12 protein-coding genes are annotated in these 16,098 nt (G+C 52.3%); 9 read left to right on the top strand and 3 right to left on the bottom strand.

What is annotated here, in order from left to right; translation table 11 throughout:
• The first annotated feature begins 132 nt into the window (after positions 1–132).
• Together JUF22_RS10505 and JUF22_RS10500 are read left to right on the top strand one after the other, a co-directional pair.
• A complete protein-coding gene (locus JUF22_RS10505) occupies positions 133–1,257 on the top strand; it encodes a GGDEF domain-containing protein (protein WP_203646145.1) in 1,125 nt (374 codons plus the stop codon).
• Between the two features lie 186 nt (positions 1,258–1,443).
• Positions 1,444–1,629, top strand: a complete 186-nt coding sequence (locus tag JUF22_RS10500) for a hypothetical protein (protein ID WP_236000766.1) — start codon at positions 1,444–1,446, stop codon at positions 1,627–1,629.
• A gap of 670 nt (positions 1,630–2,299) precedes the next feature.
• Here JUF22_RS10500 and JUF22_RS10495 read toward each other — a convergent pair.
• Positions 2,300–2,629 (bottom strand): hypothetical protein, encoded by a 330-nt coding sequence (locus tag JUF22_RS10495; RefSeq protein ID WP_125766197.1) that lies wholly within the window; start codon positions 2,627–2,629, stop codon positions 2,300–2,302.
• A gap of 417 nt (positions 2,630–3,046) precedes the next feature.
• On the opposite strand from JUF22_RS10495, the gene JUF22_RS10490 reads away from it, so the two are divergent.
• The 3 genes from JUF22_RS10490 (at position 3,047) to JUF22_RS10480 (ending at position 8,547) form a co-directional block, all read left to right on the top strand.
• Complete coding sequence (locus JUF22_RS10490) at positions 3,047–4,780, top strand: ABC transporter ATP-binding protein (protein WP_203646143.1); 1,734 nt, start codon at positions 3,047–3,049, stop codon at positions 4,778–4,780.
• On the top strand, positions 4,773–6,614 hold the full coding sequence (locus JUF22_RS10485) for an ABC transporter ATP-binding protein (protein ID WP_203646142.1): 1,842 nt from the start codon (positions 4,773–4,775) through the stop codon (positions 6,612–6,614). Before JUF22_RS10490 ends, JUF22_RS10485 begins: the two co-directional genes overlap by 8 nt.
• Positions 6,615–7,506: 892 nt before the next feature.
• Positions 7,507–8,547: a serine hydrolase domain-containing protein gene (locus JUF22_RS10480; protein WP_203646141.1), complete on the top strand. Its 1,041-nt coding sequence runs from the start codon at positions 7,507–7,509 to the stop codon at positions 8,545–8,547.
• Positions 8,548–8,919: 372 nt separating this feature from the next.
• Here the strand turns inward: JUF22_RS10480 and JUF22_RS10475 are convergent, their stop codons facing one another.
• Positions 8,920–9,624, bottom strand: coding sequence for a type 1 glutamine amidotransferase (locus JUF22_RS10475; protein ID WP_203646140.1), 705 nt, complete (start codon positions 9,622–9,624; stop codon positions 8,920–8,922).
• The gene (locus JUF22_RS10470) at positions 9,621–10,970 is read right to left on the bottom strand and encodes a Mur ligase family protein (protein ID WP_203646139.1); all 1,350 of its coding nucleotides are present in this window, start codon (positions 10,968–10,970) and stop codon (positions 9,621–9,623) included. Before JUF22_RS10470 ends, JUF22_RS10475 begins: the two co-directional genes overlap by 4 nt.
• A 1,123-nt stretch (positions 10,971–12,093) precedes the next feature.
• Between JUF22_RS10470 and JUF22_RS10465 the strand changes: the two genes are divergently transcribed.
• The 4 genes from JUF22_RS10465 to JUF22_RS10450 all read left to right on the top strand — a co-directional run bounded on the left by JUF22_RS10465 (position 12,094) and on the right by JUF22_RS10450 (position 15,867).
• Entirely contained in the window at positions 12,094–12,690 is a 597-nt protein-coding gene (locus tag JUF22_RS10465; protein ID WP_203646138.1) for a thymidine kinase, read from the top strand.
• 215 nt (positions 12,691–12,905) lie between these two features.
• Entirely contained in the window at positions 12,906–13,991 is a 1,086-nt protein-coding gene (gene prfA, locus JUF22_RS10460) for a peptide chain release factor 1 (protein ID WP_203639846.1), read from the top strand.
• On the top strand, positions 13,984–14,823 hold the full coding sequence (gene prmC / locus JUF22_RS10455) for a peptide chain release factor N(5)-glutamine methyltransferase (protein WP_203646137.1): 840 nt from the start codon (positions 13,984–13,986) through the stop codon (positions 14,821–14,823). Before prfA ends, prmC begins: the two co-directional genes overlap by 8 nt.
• A gap of 27 nt (positions 14,824–14,850) precedes the next feature.
• A complete protein-coding gene (locus tag JUF22_RS10450) occupies positions 14,851–15,867 on the top strand; it encodes an L-threonylcarbamoyladenylate synthase (protein WP_203646136.1) in 1,017 nt (338 codons plus the stop codon).
• Positions 15,868–16,098: the final 231 nt, after the last annotated feature.

Here is a 16,098-nt window from a genome sequence, read left to right as displayed (position 1 = left end):
ATTTATTATATAAAATGTTCTATAGTGGGTGCTATGAATAAATTATTGCGTTATACTTAAGCGTAAGATAATTTATCAGCAGAGGCTGGCTTGGTTGCCAGTTAATTCATTGAAAACAAGGAGACTGATTCCATGTCATGGACTATGTGGCTAGTGCCGCCGATCATTACTAGTATTTTCTTTGTCTTGGGAATCATCACTCTCTACTGGTCCATCTTCACCTGGGTGACTGCCAAGGTGGAGTCGAGCAGTAAGCCCTATAACTTAAAACGGGTTCAGGTGCTGTTGGGGACGACCTGTGCGGTGGTCTCCGTCTTTGCCCTACAGCTGATTGTGCGGGACACTCACCTGTCGTGGACGTTCACCAATTTCCAACTCCTACTGCTAATCTTCGTCGCGTACTTCCTACAATTAAAAATTCCTAACTGGCTAATCTTGCTGGCGGGGGTCGGGTTCATGTTGATGAATGGTAATGTGACCGCCATCCTTTCTTGGGGATACACGTTCCTGTTTGTCTTTTTCTACATGATTTCCTACCAACAAAGTACCCATCTGTGGCGTGCACCGTATACCCGCTACATTACAGTGGCATTGGGCTTTGGGATGGCATTGTGGTTATTTGTTAAATTCCGGTTCCATCTTCCATGGGGCACGTATTGGATTGAAATTGCGGATTACGCCGTACTAGCGTCATTAATGTACGGGTACTTCCGGATTCAGGACAAGGACCGTCGTATCAAGGATCGGCTGTTCCAGTCCGCCAATTGGGATGCACTAACGCATGTTCAGAATTACGCGGCATATGACCACGCGATTGGGTACCACTTCCACCAAAGTGTTGCCCACAAGAAAAATTTGGCGATGGTCATGTTTGATATCGATCATTTTAAACGGGTGAACGATACCTACGGGCATTTAGCCGGTGATGAAGTCTTGAAGCAGGTGGCCAGCACCGTGGCCAGCACGATTAAGAGCATCAATCCGGAGATTATTCTCTACCGGACCGGGGGCGAGGAATTTAATATCCTCTTGCCAGGCTACGACATCAATCGGAGCCGACCGGTGGCCGAGGCAGCGTTTGACGCGGTCAAGGCGCTTAAAATTCCATATAACGAAGAAATTTTACAGGTAACCATTTCCGTTGGGGTTTCCGTACTACACGAAGGTGACCATAACCCGTTGGACTTTTACAAGCGAGTCGATGCCAACCTGTACCATTCTAAGAAGAATGGTCGGCAACAGATTACCATTGGTTAACGAATTCAGATAAGCGAGCGTCTCTACAATAGGTAGGGGCGTTTTTGGTTTGGTAGCGGTTAGGGTCCTTTACAAATATTTAAATATCAAATCCATGCGAACCCAAATAAAATCGTGTAGAATACGATTTAACCGGGGTTTCCCGGGCAGAATGGAGCGATCATCGTGATCTTTTTACTATTACTATTGTTACTACTATTTCCCGTCTTACGACTGGTCTTCGGTTTGGCCGGCTGGTTATTAGGTATCGTGGGAACGTTAATTATCGGCGCCATTGTCCTGGTAGCCTTTGCGGCCCTGTTCCGTTTCTTCATCGTCGCGGTTCTGGTCGTCGGTGGCGGCCTCTGGGCTTCCCATGCGTTATTTAGCTAGTTTATGTGTGCGTTGCGCCTGCGGCAGTTCAGGAAGGCCCACCTGTGGGGAACGGTTGAAGCCAAAGAGCGGTCTTCGACCTCGTGGGTGAGCCTTGAAAAGCACAAGTCTCACCCACGTCCCGTGCTGTAAGGCCGGGTAAAAACTCCCGACCAACAGCACCGACACAGGTGGGCCTTCCTGACTGCCTCCGGCTACACTCATATTAGCTGAGTGCACTCACCCTGTGATGGTTGAATATTGAATCATTCAGTTTAATTGCGGATAATGACAGTAAAAGGTGATTAGAGCGTCACAACTAATTAACAAACAGTGTTATGACGATAACAGAAAGAATGATGGCATGACGGGTTAAACGCGTGTCAGCCGCAGGGCTGGGAAAATTGGGCCGGTCGTGGAAGTGACCAGAGGCGAGCCAAGATGGCCGGCTTAGTCCATGGGAAAACTTTGAGACCGCAGCCCATTTCACTCGTCTTAGCCACACTCAGACTGACTAAATAGCGTCGCAACTAATTAACAGATAATGTCATAACGATAACAGAAAATGACGAATGGCATTATGGGCTAAACCCGTGTCACCAGCACGGAGGCGCGGACTACACACGTTTAGCCCAATGAAGACAAAACAAAAACGGATGACCAGCTGGTCGTCCGTTTTTCAATACGTGCGTTATTCAAATGACATCTCCACCAAATACGTCTGCTCAGCCGGAATGTGGCTGGTCGTGATCCAGACTTCCCGATAGTCTAGTTTAGAACTGCGGGTCCGCTCGAAGAAGTCGTTGAGGAGGTCGCCGTTCATTGCCAAGAAGTCATCGTCCATCCGGTTGACCAGCAGGTGGCCAACGGGGAAGTAGAGCTCTGGATTGGCCACGGAAACCGTGTCCGGCACGCCAATCGCGATGACGTTGCTGTTGCGCTGCTGGATAAAGCGCACCCGGTCTTGGTGGCGATGGATAAAGGTTAGGACGTTATAGATTGAATCTGAGTTGCTCGCCATTATCTTTCTCCCTTCGGTGACCCCATTGTAACAAATTCTGCGACGTTTGCCAGTCTCAAACGCTTGTCAGAAGGGGCTTTTCTCGGCAATCCGAGCGACGACAATCGAGCAAAAGTTTGCTAGGACGTGAATGAAAGCGGATACGAGCTTTCTATAAAAATGATGATTGAGCGACAATAAAAATTTTAATTTCCCATACTGAACTTACCGTGGTCGCGGATGGTGGGCAGTAACTTGGTAAAAGGTGGGGGCGGTGAGGGCTTAACTACCGTCACTCAGGGAACACCAGTGGTTTCCGACCAGTTAAAATTTGCGAAAATCATTTATTGCAAACCTATTTCAGGCGAGTATAATTATCGCATATGCAATTTTGATGTTTTATAGAGTAACCTTAGAAGAAAGAAGGCCAAATTTCCTATGATGCGACTTGCCCGAAAACACTTGGACTGGTGGGCAGTAGCCCTTGCTGTTGGGTTTATGATTATACAAGTTGCCTGTGACCTTTCCTTACCGACGTTGACTTCGGACATCATCGATAAAGGAATCGCCAACAACGATATCGGCTACATCTGGCGGACTGGTGGGCAAATGCTCCTCTTGAGTTTTATTGGGGTGTTAGGTGCTGCCGGGAACGTTTACTATGCGTCGACCCAGTCACAAAGAATGGGTCAACGAATCCGGACCGATTTATTTAAGAAAGTTACGTTTTCTTCCACTGAAGAGTTTGAAACGGTGGGGAATGCTTCCTTAATTACCCGGACGACCAACGACGTGGTGCAGATTCAAAACGTCATGGTCCAAATGTTACGGATGATGCTAATGGCGCCAATCATGTTGGTTGGTGCGGGTGTCCTGGCGTACGTCAAGAGTCCCCGGCTGACCATGGTCTTCCTCGTGGCGCTGCCAATCTTGGCGTTTTTTACCGGCTTGATCATGTACTTTGCGGTGCCGCTGTTCAAGAGCCTGCAAAAGAAGATTGACCGCATCAACTTGGTTTTCCGTGAAGGACTAACTGGGGTGCGGGTCATTCGGGCCTTTAACCAGGACCAATTTGAACAGGACCGCTTTGAAGGGGCCAACCAGGACTACACCAAGACTGGGATTAAGGTCTTCATGATTGTTTCCTTAATGTTCCCGGTCATCACCTTGATTGTCAGTGGAACCAATATTGGGATCGTTTGGTATGGGGGTCAATTGATTGGCCACCAAGCCATGGAAGTGGGTAACTTAGTTGCCTTCATGACATATGCGACTCAACTGTTAATTAGCTTTATGATGGTTTCCATGGTCTTCGTTTTTCTCCCTCGGGCACAAGCCTCTGCGGCACGGATCAATGAAGTCATGGACCTCAAGAGTAAGATCAACGATGCAGATCAACCACTTGATTTGAACACCGACGCAGCCAGCTTGACCTTTGATCACGTGAACTTCCGGTACACCGGCGCTGAAAAATTAGCGTTGACGGATGTGAACTTCACGGCAACGGCTGGCCAAACGGTGGCTATTATCGGGGGGACCGGTTCGGGTAAATCCACGCTGGTCAACCTAATTCCGCGGTTATTTGATCCCGAAAGTGGTCAGATTAAGCTGAATGGCACGGCATTGACGGCGATGAGCCAAAAGGCCTTGCACGATGCCATTTCTATCACGCAACAAAAGGCCGTTCTATTCTCTGGAACCGTGCGGAGCAACATGCTCTTTGGGATGCCGGATGCGACGGATGACCAGATTTGGCACGCGTTAGACGTGGCCCAAGCCAGCGACTTCATTAAAGAAGAGGGCGGCTTGGACGGGGTCGTTGAACAAAACGGGGACAATTTCTCCGGTGGTCAACGACAACGGCTGGTGATTGCGCGGACCATTTTGAAGCGCGCCAGTGTCTACATCTTTGATGATTCCTTCTCCGCCTTGGACTTCAAGACGGATTCCCTGTTACGGCAGGACTTGCGAAAGGATGAACAGGTTCAAAATGGGGTAACCGTTATCGTTGCCCAACGGGTCTCCACGGTTGCCGATGCCGATTTGATTTTGGTTATCGACGGTGGGAAGATCGTTGGTCAAGGGACCCATGACGAGCTGAAAGAAAGTAACGAGACTTACCAAGAAATTCTCGATTCACAACTGCGGAAGGGGGATACCGTCGATGCGTAATGGACGTGGTGCCGCAACGAAACAGCGGCCACAAAAATTCTGGGGAACGACGATCCGGTTGTTCCGCTACATGAAAGCTTGGATCCCCGGTATCCTCGTTGTCTTGGTCTTCGCCATCGTTTCGGTAGTCTTGCAAATCAAGACACCCAAGATTTTAGGTGAAGCCACGACGGAACTGTTTAAGGGTGTGATGAAGGGGACGGCCGAACTGAAGGCCGGGATTCCGATTCACAACCTCCCCGTCGACTTTGGTAAAATTGGCCACATTCTGTTGGTCGTCGGGATCATGTATGCCGGTGCCGCAGTGTTTGGCATCGTGCAACAACTGATTATGAGTTGGATTTCCCAAAAGGTCGTTTACCGCTTACGGCGCGACCTGAAGGAAAAGATGCAACGTCTGCCAATCAGCTACTACGATACCCATAGCAACGGGGACTTAATGTCCCGGATGGCCAACGATATGGATAACATCGGTGGGACGCTGCAACAGACGCTCTCCCAAATGGTGACGAGTTTTCTGACGTTCTTCGGTGTGCTTTACATGATGCTGACCATCAGTGGCTGGCTGACGCTGGTTGCCCTGGTATCCGTGCCACTGAGTATCTTAGTGGTCGGAATCGTGGCCCCCAAGTCACAACGCTTCTTTGCTAGTCAACAGAAGAACTTGGGGCTCTTAAACAACACAGTTGAAGAAACGTACGCCGGCCATACCGTGGTCAAGACATTTAACCGTGAAGGTGCCACCCAAGAAGAATTCGAAGAACACAACCGGAAGTATTACCAATCGGCTTGGAAGGCACAATTTGTTTCCAGTCTGATCTTCCCCTTGATGAACTTCGTGAAGAATCTGGACTACCTGGCTGTCGCCGTTATCGGTGGGATTCAGGTCGCCAACGGGACGGTTAGTTTGGGGAACGTGCAGGCCTTCCTGCAATACACCAACCAATTCTCCCAACCCATCACGCAGATGGCCAACCTGACCAACACGATTCAGGCCACGATTGCCTCCGCCGAACGGATTTTTTCCGTGCTGGACGAAGACGACATGACCGACACCGCTACGGCTAAATTGCCAGAGCAGACGGCTAGTGAAGGCAACGTCATTGAATTTGATAACGTGGCCTTCAAGTACGTACCAGACAACCCCTTGATTGAAGACTTCAATCTGAAGGTCAAAGCGGGCGAAATGGTTGCCATCGTGGGGCCAACCGGTGCCGGGAAGACGACCATCATTAACCTGTTGGAACGCTTCTACGACGTCGACGCGGGTCAAATCAAGTACCGTGGGCAAGACACGCACGCCGTTGGGCGGAATGACTTGCGTCGGCACTTTGCGATGGTTCTCCAGGATACCTGGCTGTTTACCGGAACGATTTTTGATAATATCAAATACGGTCGGGAAGATGCGACCGAAGAAGACGTCTACTCGGCGGCTAAGGCGGCACACGCGGACACCTTCATTCGGCAGTTGCCTGACGGTTACGACACGATTCTGAACGAAGCCGCCACCAACATTTCTCAGGGGCAACGGCAATTGTTAACGATTGCCCGGGCCTTTGTGGCTGACCCAGATGTTTTGATCTTGGATGAAGCCACGAGTTCTGTCGATACCCGGACGGAAATGTTGATTCAACACGCGATGAAGCGGTTGTTGGCTGGGCGGACTAGTTTCGTGGTTGCTCACCGATTATCCACGATTCAGAATGCCGAAAACATTGTGGTGATGAACCATGGGCACATTGTGGAAACTGGGAATCACGACAGTTTGCTGGCGGCGGACGGTTTTTACGCCGACCTCTACAACAGTCAATTCACCGGCAACGACTTGGCTTAGGGTTTGATCGTTGTTGGCGCCTCCGGGCTGGTGAAAATTGGACCTGGTCGCGTCCGTTCCCGGCGGCGCGCTCAAGGCGCCCTGCTGTGGGGCCGGTTCCAGCCGAAGAGCGGGCTTCCACCTCAACTTTGAGCCTGAGAAGCGGTCTCAAAGGTTGTCCCATGCTCTAAATAGAGAAAATCACTCTATTAAGACCATCGACACAGCTGGTCACCTTGGCACGCCTCTGGTCACTGCCACGACCGGTCCAGTTTTCCCAGCCCTGCGGCTGACACACGTCTAACCCGTAAGCCGAGTGGTTGTGTTCATTGGTCGCTTGCTCGGTGGGTGTTAGGTTTGTTTTGGATTTCCAAATAAAATTATTAGTGCTCTATCCGTTATGGGTGGGGCACTTTTTTTGAGGATTAGGTCTGGTCGCGTCCGTTCCCGACGGCGCGCTCAAGGCGCCCTGCTGTGGGGCCGGTTCCAGCCAAAGGGCGGGCTTCCACCTCAACTTTGAGCCTGAGAAGCGGTCTCAAAGATTGTCCCATGGACTAGGCTGGGAAAATACCCCAGCCAAGGCCATCGACACAGCCGGGCACCTTGGCTCGCCTCTGGTCACTTCCACGACCGGTCCAGTTTTCCCAGCCCTGCGGCTGACACACGATTAACCCGTTAGCCGAGTGGTTGTGTTCATTGGCTGCTTACTTGGGCTGTGTGTCTGGTGTAAATTAGATGTTTGACTGAAATTATTAGTGCTCTGCCCATTTCGGGTGGGGCACTTTTTGTTTTGGATTGCGCACAAGTCCGTGCCTATTCAGTGATTGTCCAAGTCTTAACCGAATCTTGGTTTGCCAAGGCGAAAGCCAAACGGGTACAATGGAGGCTAGTAGAGAAGAGAGAGGTGCGGTCCATGACGTATACGCAAACGAAGGCGGCCCTACAGCGGCTAGTTCAGGAAAAAGTGGTGCCGGGGGTCAGCTTTGCACTGATCGACGGCGACCGGGTGGAAACGGGGCAGTACGGGCAGGCCGCGCTGGTGCCCGCTCCCGAGCCACTGCGGCCGGGCATGCTGTATGACGTGGCTTCGTTGACTAAAGTGGTCGGCACCCTAAGTGTGGTTTTACAACTGTTGGCGGAGGGCCGGCTACGGCTAGCGGACCGGGTCAGCGACTATCTACCCGAGTGGCAGGACCCGCGGGTCACGGTTCAACACCTGTTGACGCACACCTCTGGCATCACGGGTTACATTCCCAACCGAAATCAATTAGCCGCCCCCGAGCTGACAGCCGGATTGTTGGGACTGCACGTCGGTCCAACTTTTAATCGTCAAATGGTGTACGCTGACGTGAACTATATTTTCCTGGGCTGGATTGTTGAAAAGATTCTTGGAGACCCGATTCAGGTGGTTGCACAACGCCGGGTGCTGACGCCTTTAGGCATGGTTCACAGCACGTTCACACCAGCCAACCCGTTGGCCTGTATTCCAACGGCCCAAACGGTTGAACGCGGGCTCGTACGCGGTGAGGTCCACGACCCTAAAGGCTACGTGTTACAGCGACGGTGTGGGTCGGCGGGGTTATTCAGTACGGTGGACGACTTAGCCCGATTCTGTCAGGCCTATTTTCAACCGGAAAAGGTCGCCGCGGTCTTGCCACCGTTGCTGGTTAACCATTTGGCCCATGACCTGACGCCCAACGGTCATGCCGGGCGCTCACTGGGGTGGGCACTGACCGCAACCCAGTGGCCGACCCCACACCGCGTAATCTGGCATTCGGGTTTCACGGGAACGTACTTGGTCATCGACCAGGCCGCCAAGCAAGCCATGGTTTTCCTGACCAACCGGGTCCATCCGGTGGCGCCCAATGAACCGTACCTGGACCAACGCAACGCGGTGATTGGCACGTATTTGGCAGAGAAGAGCCGTTACAACGCCCGCGATTTTAGTCGTTAAATGAAAATATGGGAGGGGTTTATCCGTTCCCGGCGGTGTATTCAAGGTTCCCTGCTATGGGGCCCGGTTCCAGCCTGAGAGGCGGTCTTCCACCTCGCCTGGGAGCCTCGCTTAAGAACACAAGTCTCCCAGGTCGGCCCATGTTCTAGGCTGAGGAAGGGCAATTCAGCCAAGAACATCGACACAGCAGGAAACCTTGATCCACCTCTGGTCACTCAGATTAGTCGTATCGTTGATTGATAATGATTGTCAGTTTTTAACTGGTTTAGTGGGGACCACTCTGCAAGATAGCGTCATGAACTAGACCACAAAAATAGCGTCCCACCAACATCCATATCACATAGATGTTGGTGGGACGCTTTATTTAATCAGTTAGAAAGTTGCGGGAATTGGCAAAGCTGCCTGTTGACTGAAGTCAGCGTCCGGATATTTCCGTTGCAACGCTGCGACCAGCAGGTGCTTAGCGATGTCGCCGTTCCGGGTCAGAATTGGGCCATGGAAGTAGGAGCAATAAACGTTCTTGTAAATCGCGCCTTCCGTACCGTCCTCACCGTTATTTCCCTTACCGGAGACGACGTTGCCCAGTGGGCGTTCGTCCTTCCCCAGATAGGTTAACCCTTGATGGTTTTCGAAGCCGTGGTAGGTCTCGCCAGTTTCCTGGTTTTTGATGACGATGTTGCCGATGAACCGGTTGTGGTCCTGGGCCAGCGTGTAGTGATCCAGCGCGCCGATACCGGGCAGCTTTTCGCCGTCGGCCCCGATGTAGTAGTGGCCGAGCAGTTGGAAACCGCCACAGATGGCCAGCAGGGGACCGTCGGATTCGATAAATTTCGTCAGTTCAGCCTTTTTCGTTTGGATATCTTGGGAAACGATGGTCTGTTCAAAGTCTTGACCACCGCCAAAGAAGGCGAGGTCGTAGTCGGCTGACTTAAAGTCCTCTTCCAGACTAACGACCTTAACGTTTAGGCTAACATCCATTTGTTTGGCATAGTAGTTCAACGCCAGAATGTTCCCGACGTCACCGTAAGTGTTCATCAGGTCGCCGTACAGGTGGGCGACGTTTAGTTCGTAGCTCATAGTCCGAGTCCCTCCTTGACGTAGCCTTTATCGGCCAAAATCTTGCGCATCTGGAGCATGGCGGTATAGGTCGCCAGTACGTAGACGCGGTCGGTCGAGACCTTCTTGATCTCATCGACCACTTTTTCCAAATTCGGTTCCACGATATGCCGGTCGTCAGGAATCCCCGCGACCTTCAGCCGGAACGTGATGTCCTTGTAGCGCTCACCACCGGTAATCACCGTTGGAATGTCGCGGTCGGCCAGCTGTTCAAAGTCGCCGTCCCAAATCCAACTGGTATCGATCCCGTCGGCGTAGTTGGCATTTAACAGCCCAACCAGGGAGAACGGATGCGTGTCGGTGCCAATCATATGGAGCACTTGGTCCAGCCCCACGGGGTTCTTGACCAGGATAATCGTGACCCGCTTGCCATCGACGTCGATGACTTCTTGGCGACCGAAGACCTGTTGGTTGGCGTTGAACGCGTTGCTGATCTGCGTAGGGGTGACGCCCATGAAGCGACCCACAGCGTAGGCTGCCAGCGCGTTGTAAATGTTATAGGTCCCACCAACTTGAATCTTGAAGGGGTGACCGTCGATTTCAAATTTAGACGAGGTCGGCGTTTGTTCCCCCAATTTGGTCAGGCGGTAGGTCAGCTCTGGCCGGGAGAACCCACAGTTCGGGCAGAAATACTTGCCTTGGTTACTGTAGGTCAGGGAATGATAATGCAAAATGTGCTCACAGTTGGGGCACAGCACGCCATCCGTGTTAGGCTTGGCCTTCATGTCCGTGTCGGGCTGGTCATCGAAACCGTAATATTCAATCGGGTTCGGTAACTCTTTGGAATGAAAAATAGGAGAATCCCCGTTGGCAATAATGGTTGCTTTAGGTGCCAGCGCCACCCCATCCAAAATCTTTTGATAGGTGGTGTAAATTTCACCGTAGCGGTCCATTTGGTCCCGGAAAATATTGGTGAAGACAAAGGCTTTAGGCTCAATATATTGCGTGACCTTGATAACGTTCGCCTCGTCAACCTCCAGCACGGCTAAGGGGCGGCCGGTCTTGGGGTTCTTAGCGTTTAAGAAGGTCGTGACGATTCCCTGTTCCATGTTGGACCCGGTGGGGTTCGTCAGGATAGCGGGATACTTTTCGTGCAAAACGGAGACGGTCAATGCCGTCGTCAACGTTTTCCCGTTGGTTCCCGTGATGACAATGACGTCATACTTGGCGCCTAACGTGCGTAAAATGTTGGGGTCGAGCTTTAACGTAATTTTTCCGGGGAGAGAACTTCCCCCGTGTAGAAACGTGTGGAGAAACCAGTAAGAGGATTTCCCCGCGAAGGTGGCAACGCCGCTTCTGAATGACATGCAATTCGCTCCTTAATCGCGACAAGATTTTTTTAATGTCGGTTTCCTGAATATTCAAGCCTTAATTTTAGCATTTTTTAAGCGTTTAGGGGAGTCCAACGCCCCATCTTTCCCAAAACGCAAGGAACACTGGGGGTTGGCCGCTCGGTTTTATGCTGTCTTAGTGATGGGGTTGCGGGTGATTTGCCGCCTGCGGCTTCCAGGGCTACGCCTGCTGTGGGGCACGGCTCCGGTCTGAGGAGCGGTCCTCCACCTCGCTTTGAAACCTCGCTGAGGGTCGCGAGTTTCCAAAGTCGTCCCGTGGTGTAAGGCCGAGAAGCCCACTCGGTCTAACGCCACCGACACAGCCGTCTCCGTCCTGGCTTCCTCCGGCTCTAGGTTGCGGATCGACCACTAAGTTGGTGAGGGAGCGGTCAACCTCAGTGTTGATTTGCGCTGGTTATATTGTCTTGGTGATTTGGATTGTGGATGATTTGCCGCCTGCGGCTTCCAGGGTTGCGCCTGCTGTGGGGCCGGTTTCCGCCGAAGGGCGGGCTCCCACCTCACCTTTAAGCCCTGCTGAGAAGCGCAGGTCTCAAAGGTTGTCCCATTCTGTAGGCCGGCAAGAAACGCCGACTAACAGAATCGACACAGCCGTCTCCGCCCTGGCTTCCTCCGGCTCTAGATTGCGGGTCGACCACTAAGTTGGTGGGGGAGCAGGCAACCACAGTGTTGGTCATACTGCGTTGCAACTTGTTGCTTGTGTGTGACACTAGAATATGAGGCAGAAAACCCCACGTGAATTTAAACAGCGTGTCGCTCCGAGCGGATGTTTTCATTCGTGGTCAGTGTTAGTGACCAGAGGCGGATCAAAGTGGACAGCTGTGTCGGTGGTCTTGGTTGGGGTTCTTTCCCAACCTAGACCACGGGACGATCTTTGAGACCGGTCTTGGGGCTCAAAGTCGAGCTGGAAGACCGCTTCTCAGGCTGGAAGCGGTCCCCACAGCAGGGCGCTTTGAATCCGCCGCCGGGAACGGGACGGAATCACCGAAGTAAACCATCCCGGAGGCGCTGACAACGACTGTTTAATTTTCTAGGGGAATCGGCTATAATAGATAGAAACTGTCAAAAAGGTGGGAGTAACGTGGCGCAGCTATTTTTTCGGTACGGCGCAATGAATAGCGGGAAGACCATTGAAATTTTAAAGGTCGCCCATAACTATGAGGAACAAGGCAAGCGAGTCATCATTATGACCAGTGGTTTGGATACGCGTGACGGGGTGGGCCAAGTTGCTAGCCGCATTGGGCTCAAGCGCACGGCGCACCCAATTTATAAAGACATGAACTTGTACGATGAGATTCAACGCTTGGATGCCCAGGCAAACTGTGTACTGATTGACGAGGCCCAGTTCATGACCAAGGACCACGTGTTCCAATTGGCCAAGGTCGTGGATGAGCTGCACATTCCCGTGATGACGTTTGGACTGAAAAATGATTTCCGTAACGAACTGTTTGAGGGTTCTAAGTACCTTTTGCTGTACGCGGACAAGATTGAGGAAATGAAGACCATCTGCTGGTTCTGTACCAAGAAGGCCATCATGAACTTGCGGTTCCATGACAACAAGCCGGTCTACGAGGGCGAACAGGTCCAAATCGGCGGTAACGAGGCCTATTACCCCGTTTGTCGGCGCCATTACTTTAATCCGCCATTGGATCAGATTGGGAAGTCCCGGCCAAAGTAGCGACCTGGTCAGCACTAACCCGTTACAGTGACCGCTAGCTATGGTACACTGTAAGTTCTGGTCGAGAAATGACTGGGAACTTTAATTTAAACTGAAATGGTGTTGGCTGATGTGTGTTTCGCACGATATCGGTAAGGCAACGGTGTTTTTTCAAAACAACCGGTCAACAGCACCAATTAAACGCGCACGCTAATTTGAAACGAGGTTAATATCGAATGGATGAAATGTTTGACAAGCTCCAGGCCGTGGCCGACCGTTACGACGAGCTGAACGAATTGATCAGTGACCCTGAAGTCATTGCCGATACGCAAAAATTTATGAAGCTTTCCAAAGAAGAAGGGGAACTGCGGGAAACGGTGGACAAATACCACCAATACCAAGACGTGACCCAACAAATCGCCGATGACGATGAAATGTTACGTGAAAAGCTCGACGACGACATGGATGCGATGGTTAAGGAAGAATTGAAGGACCTGACCACGCAAAAGGAACAGCTGGAAGACGACATCAAAGTCTTACTGTTGCCTAAAGACCCCAACGATGACAAGAACATCATCATGGAAATCCACGGGGCCGCTGGTGGGGACGAAGCCAGTTTATTTGCGGCGGACCTCTTTAGCATGTACTCCAAGTACGCTGAACGCCAGGGCTGGAAGATTGAAATCGTTGACGAGAATGCCACCGAAGTTGGTGGGTTCAAGGAAATCGTTCTGATGATCACCGGTGACAAGGTTTATTCCAAGCTGAAGTATGAAAACGGCGCGCACCGGGTTCAACGGGTACCCGCCACGGAATCTGCTGGCCGGGTCCACACCAGTACCGCCACGGTGGGGGTCATGCCTGAAGAAGAAGACGTGGACATCGATATCGACCCGAAGGATATTCGGACCGACGTGTACCGGTCATCTGGTGCCGGTGGCCAACATATTAACAAGACCTCTTCTGCCGTGCGGATGACCCACTTGCCAACCGGTATCGTGGTTGCCATGCAAGATGAACGGTCACAACAGCAAAACCGCGCCAAGGCCATGACCATCTTACGGGCCCGGGTCTACGATTACTACAAGACCCAAGAAGAAGACGCCTACAACGCCGAACGGAAGTCAGCCGTGGGGACCGGGGATCGTTCCGAACGAATCCGGACCTACAACTACCCGCAAAACCGGGTCACTGATCACCGTATCGGTTTGACGTTAAACAAGTTAGACCGCGTGATGAACGGAGAATTGGACGATATCATTGATGCTCTGATTCTGTCCGATCAGGCCGCCAAGCTTGAAAATTTAAAGAATAATGGCTAAAACGACCACCATTTTGATGGCGTTACGGGCTGCCGAGCAACAGTTAGCGGTGGCCGGCCAAGCGACCAGCGTTGCCCAGTATTTACTACAAGAGGGGCAAGGCTGGTCCTTTACCGAACTGGTCCAACACTACCGTGAACCGGCTACTCCAGTGTTCCTAGCGACATATCAGGCACAGGTGGACCGTGTCTGTGCGGGAGAACCGGCCCAGTATGTGCTAGGTCACGCACCGTTCTTTGGCCGGGAGTTTCAGGTGACTGCGGCCACACTGATTCCCCGCCAGGAGACGGAGGAGCTGGTCGAATGGATCTTAGCATCCGTGACGACACCCATTCGTCTGCTAGACGTGGGAACCGGGAGCGGTGCCATTGCGGTGTCGTTAAAGGCTGAACAACCCGACTGGACCGTGACGGCGACGGATATTTCCGCCGCGGCGGTCGATGTCGCCCGGGCCAATGCACAAGCGCTGGCGGCCCCGGTAACGTTTGCGGTGGGCGACCTGTTGGCACCAGTCAGTGGGCAACGGTTTGACGTGATCGTGTCAAATCCTCCCTACATTGACCACTCGGAATTGCCAGAGATGGATGAGTCCGTGAAACGGTTTGAACCCCAAGGGGCGTTATTTGCGGCGGACCACGGCTTGGCCTTTTACCGACGATTTGCGGCTAGTATCGGTGACTTTTTAGTCCCGCATGGCCAGTTCTTCGCTGAGATTGGCTATCAACAGGGACCGGCCGTCAAGGCAATCTTCACGACGGCCTACCCGCAAGCCACGGTAACCATTAAGGCGGACATCAACGGTCACGACCGGATGGTGCGCGTGCAATTGTGAATTTAGGATGGGAGCGTAGAAATCAGTATGGAAACAAAGATTTTTCAACCAAACGAAATTGATGAGGCCGCGGCCGCGATTCGGGCGGGGCAGTTAGTGGCCTTTCCCACGGAAACCGTCTACGGCTTAGGAGCCGATGCGACCAATGAGGCCGCTGTTAAACAGGTCTACATCGCCAAGGGACGTCCGAGTGACAACCCCTTGATTGTGCACGTGACCGGTGAAGACACGGTCAAAAAGTATGCCGAACCACTGTCAGACAAGGCTGAGGCATTGATCAAAGCCTTTTGGCCCGGTCCACTGACGCTGATCTTTAAGCTCCAACCGGGGGCCTTGTCCAAGGCCGTCACGGGTGGCTTGAATACGGCCGCCTTTCGGAATCCCGCGAACCAGGTCACGCTAGACCTGATCAAGTCCGCTGGTGTGCCTTTGGTGGGACCATCCGCTAACACGTCAGGTAAGCCCAGTCCAACCTTAGCTAAGCACGTCTATCACGACTTGAATGGCAAGATTGCCGGTATCCTTGACGACGGTCCAACCAAGGTCGGGGTCGAATCGACCGTGCTGGATATGTCCACGGACATTCCCACTATTTTGCGGCCGGGTGGCGTGACCGAGGAACAGCTGGAGGCCGTCATCGGCACGGTGCAATCCAACCATCACAAGGTCGGCAAGGGTGAGATTCCCAAGGCCCCAGGGATGAAGTACAAGCACTACGCGCCAAACGCACAGGTCACCATCGTGGATGACGAAGCCGATTGGCCAGCTGCTTTAGCCTGGGCCGCACAACAGCCAGGCACGATTGGGGTTATGGCCCTTGACCATACATTGGCTAACGAAACATTGCCAGCCAACACCGAAGCCTTCTCGTTGGGCGCCGACATGGCCAGTGCCAGCCACCGCTTGTTTGCGGGACTGCGGCACTACGATTTGGAATCACCCGTGACCGGCATCTTAGCCCAAGGCTTCGCAGCCGAAGGATTGGGTGCGGCCTACATGAACCGGTTGAACAAGTCAGCCGGGCAACAACACTTTGAAAAATAAATTTTGATTTCTTGGCTCGAGACGCGATAAACGTTTCGAGCCTTTTTTGTACACATTTCTAAGTTAGTTGGGCGGCTATCAAAACCAGGAGCGAGCAGTTGTTTCCTGAGCGGGGAGAGCTTACGCTGATGATTGGGCGTTGCGGGTGAATGAAGTCGTTAGTCAGGTCACACTTGCCAGTGGGCAGAATGCCGCGTTATAAAATAATAAATAGTGCGAAGTAGTCCCGCT

The sequence above is a fragment of the Levilactobacillus lanxiensis genome, assembly GCF_016861655.1.
Classification (GTDB): Bacteria; Bacillota; Bacilli; order Lactobacillales; family Lactobacillaceae; genus Levilactobacillus; species Levilactobacillus lanxiensis.
Note: the sequence above shows the minus strand (reverse complement) of the source record. Positions and strands in the feature narration are given on the sequence as shown.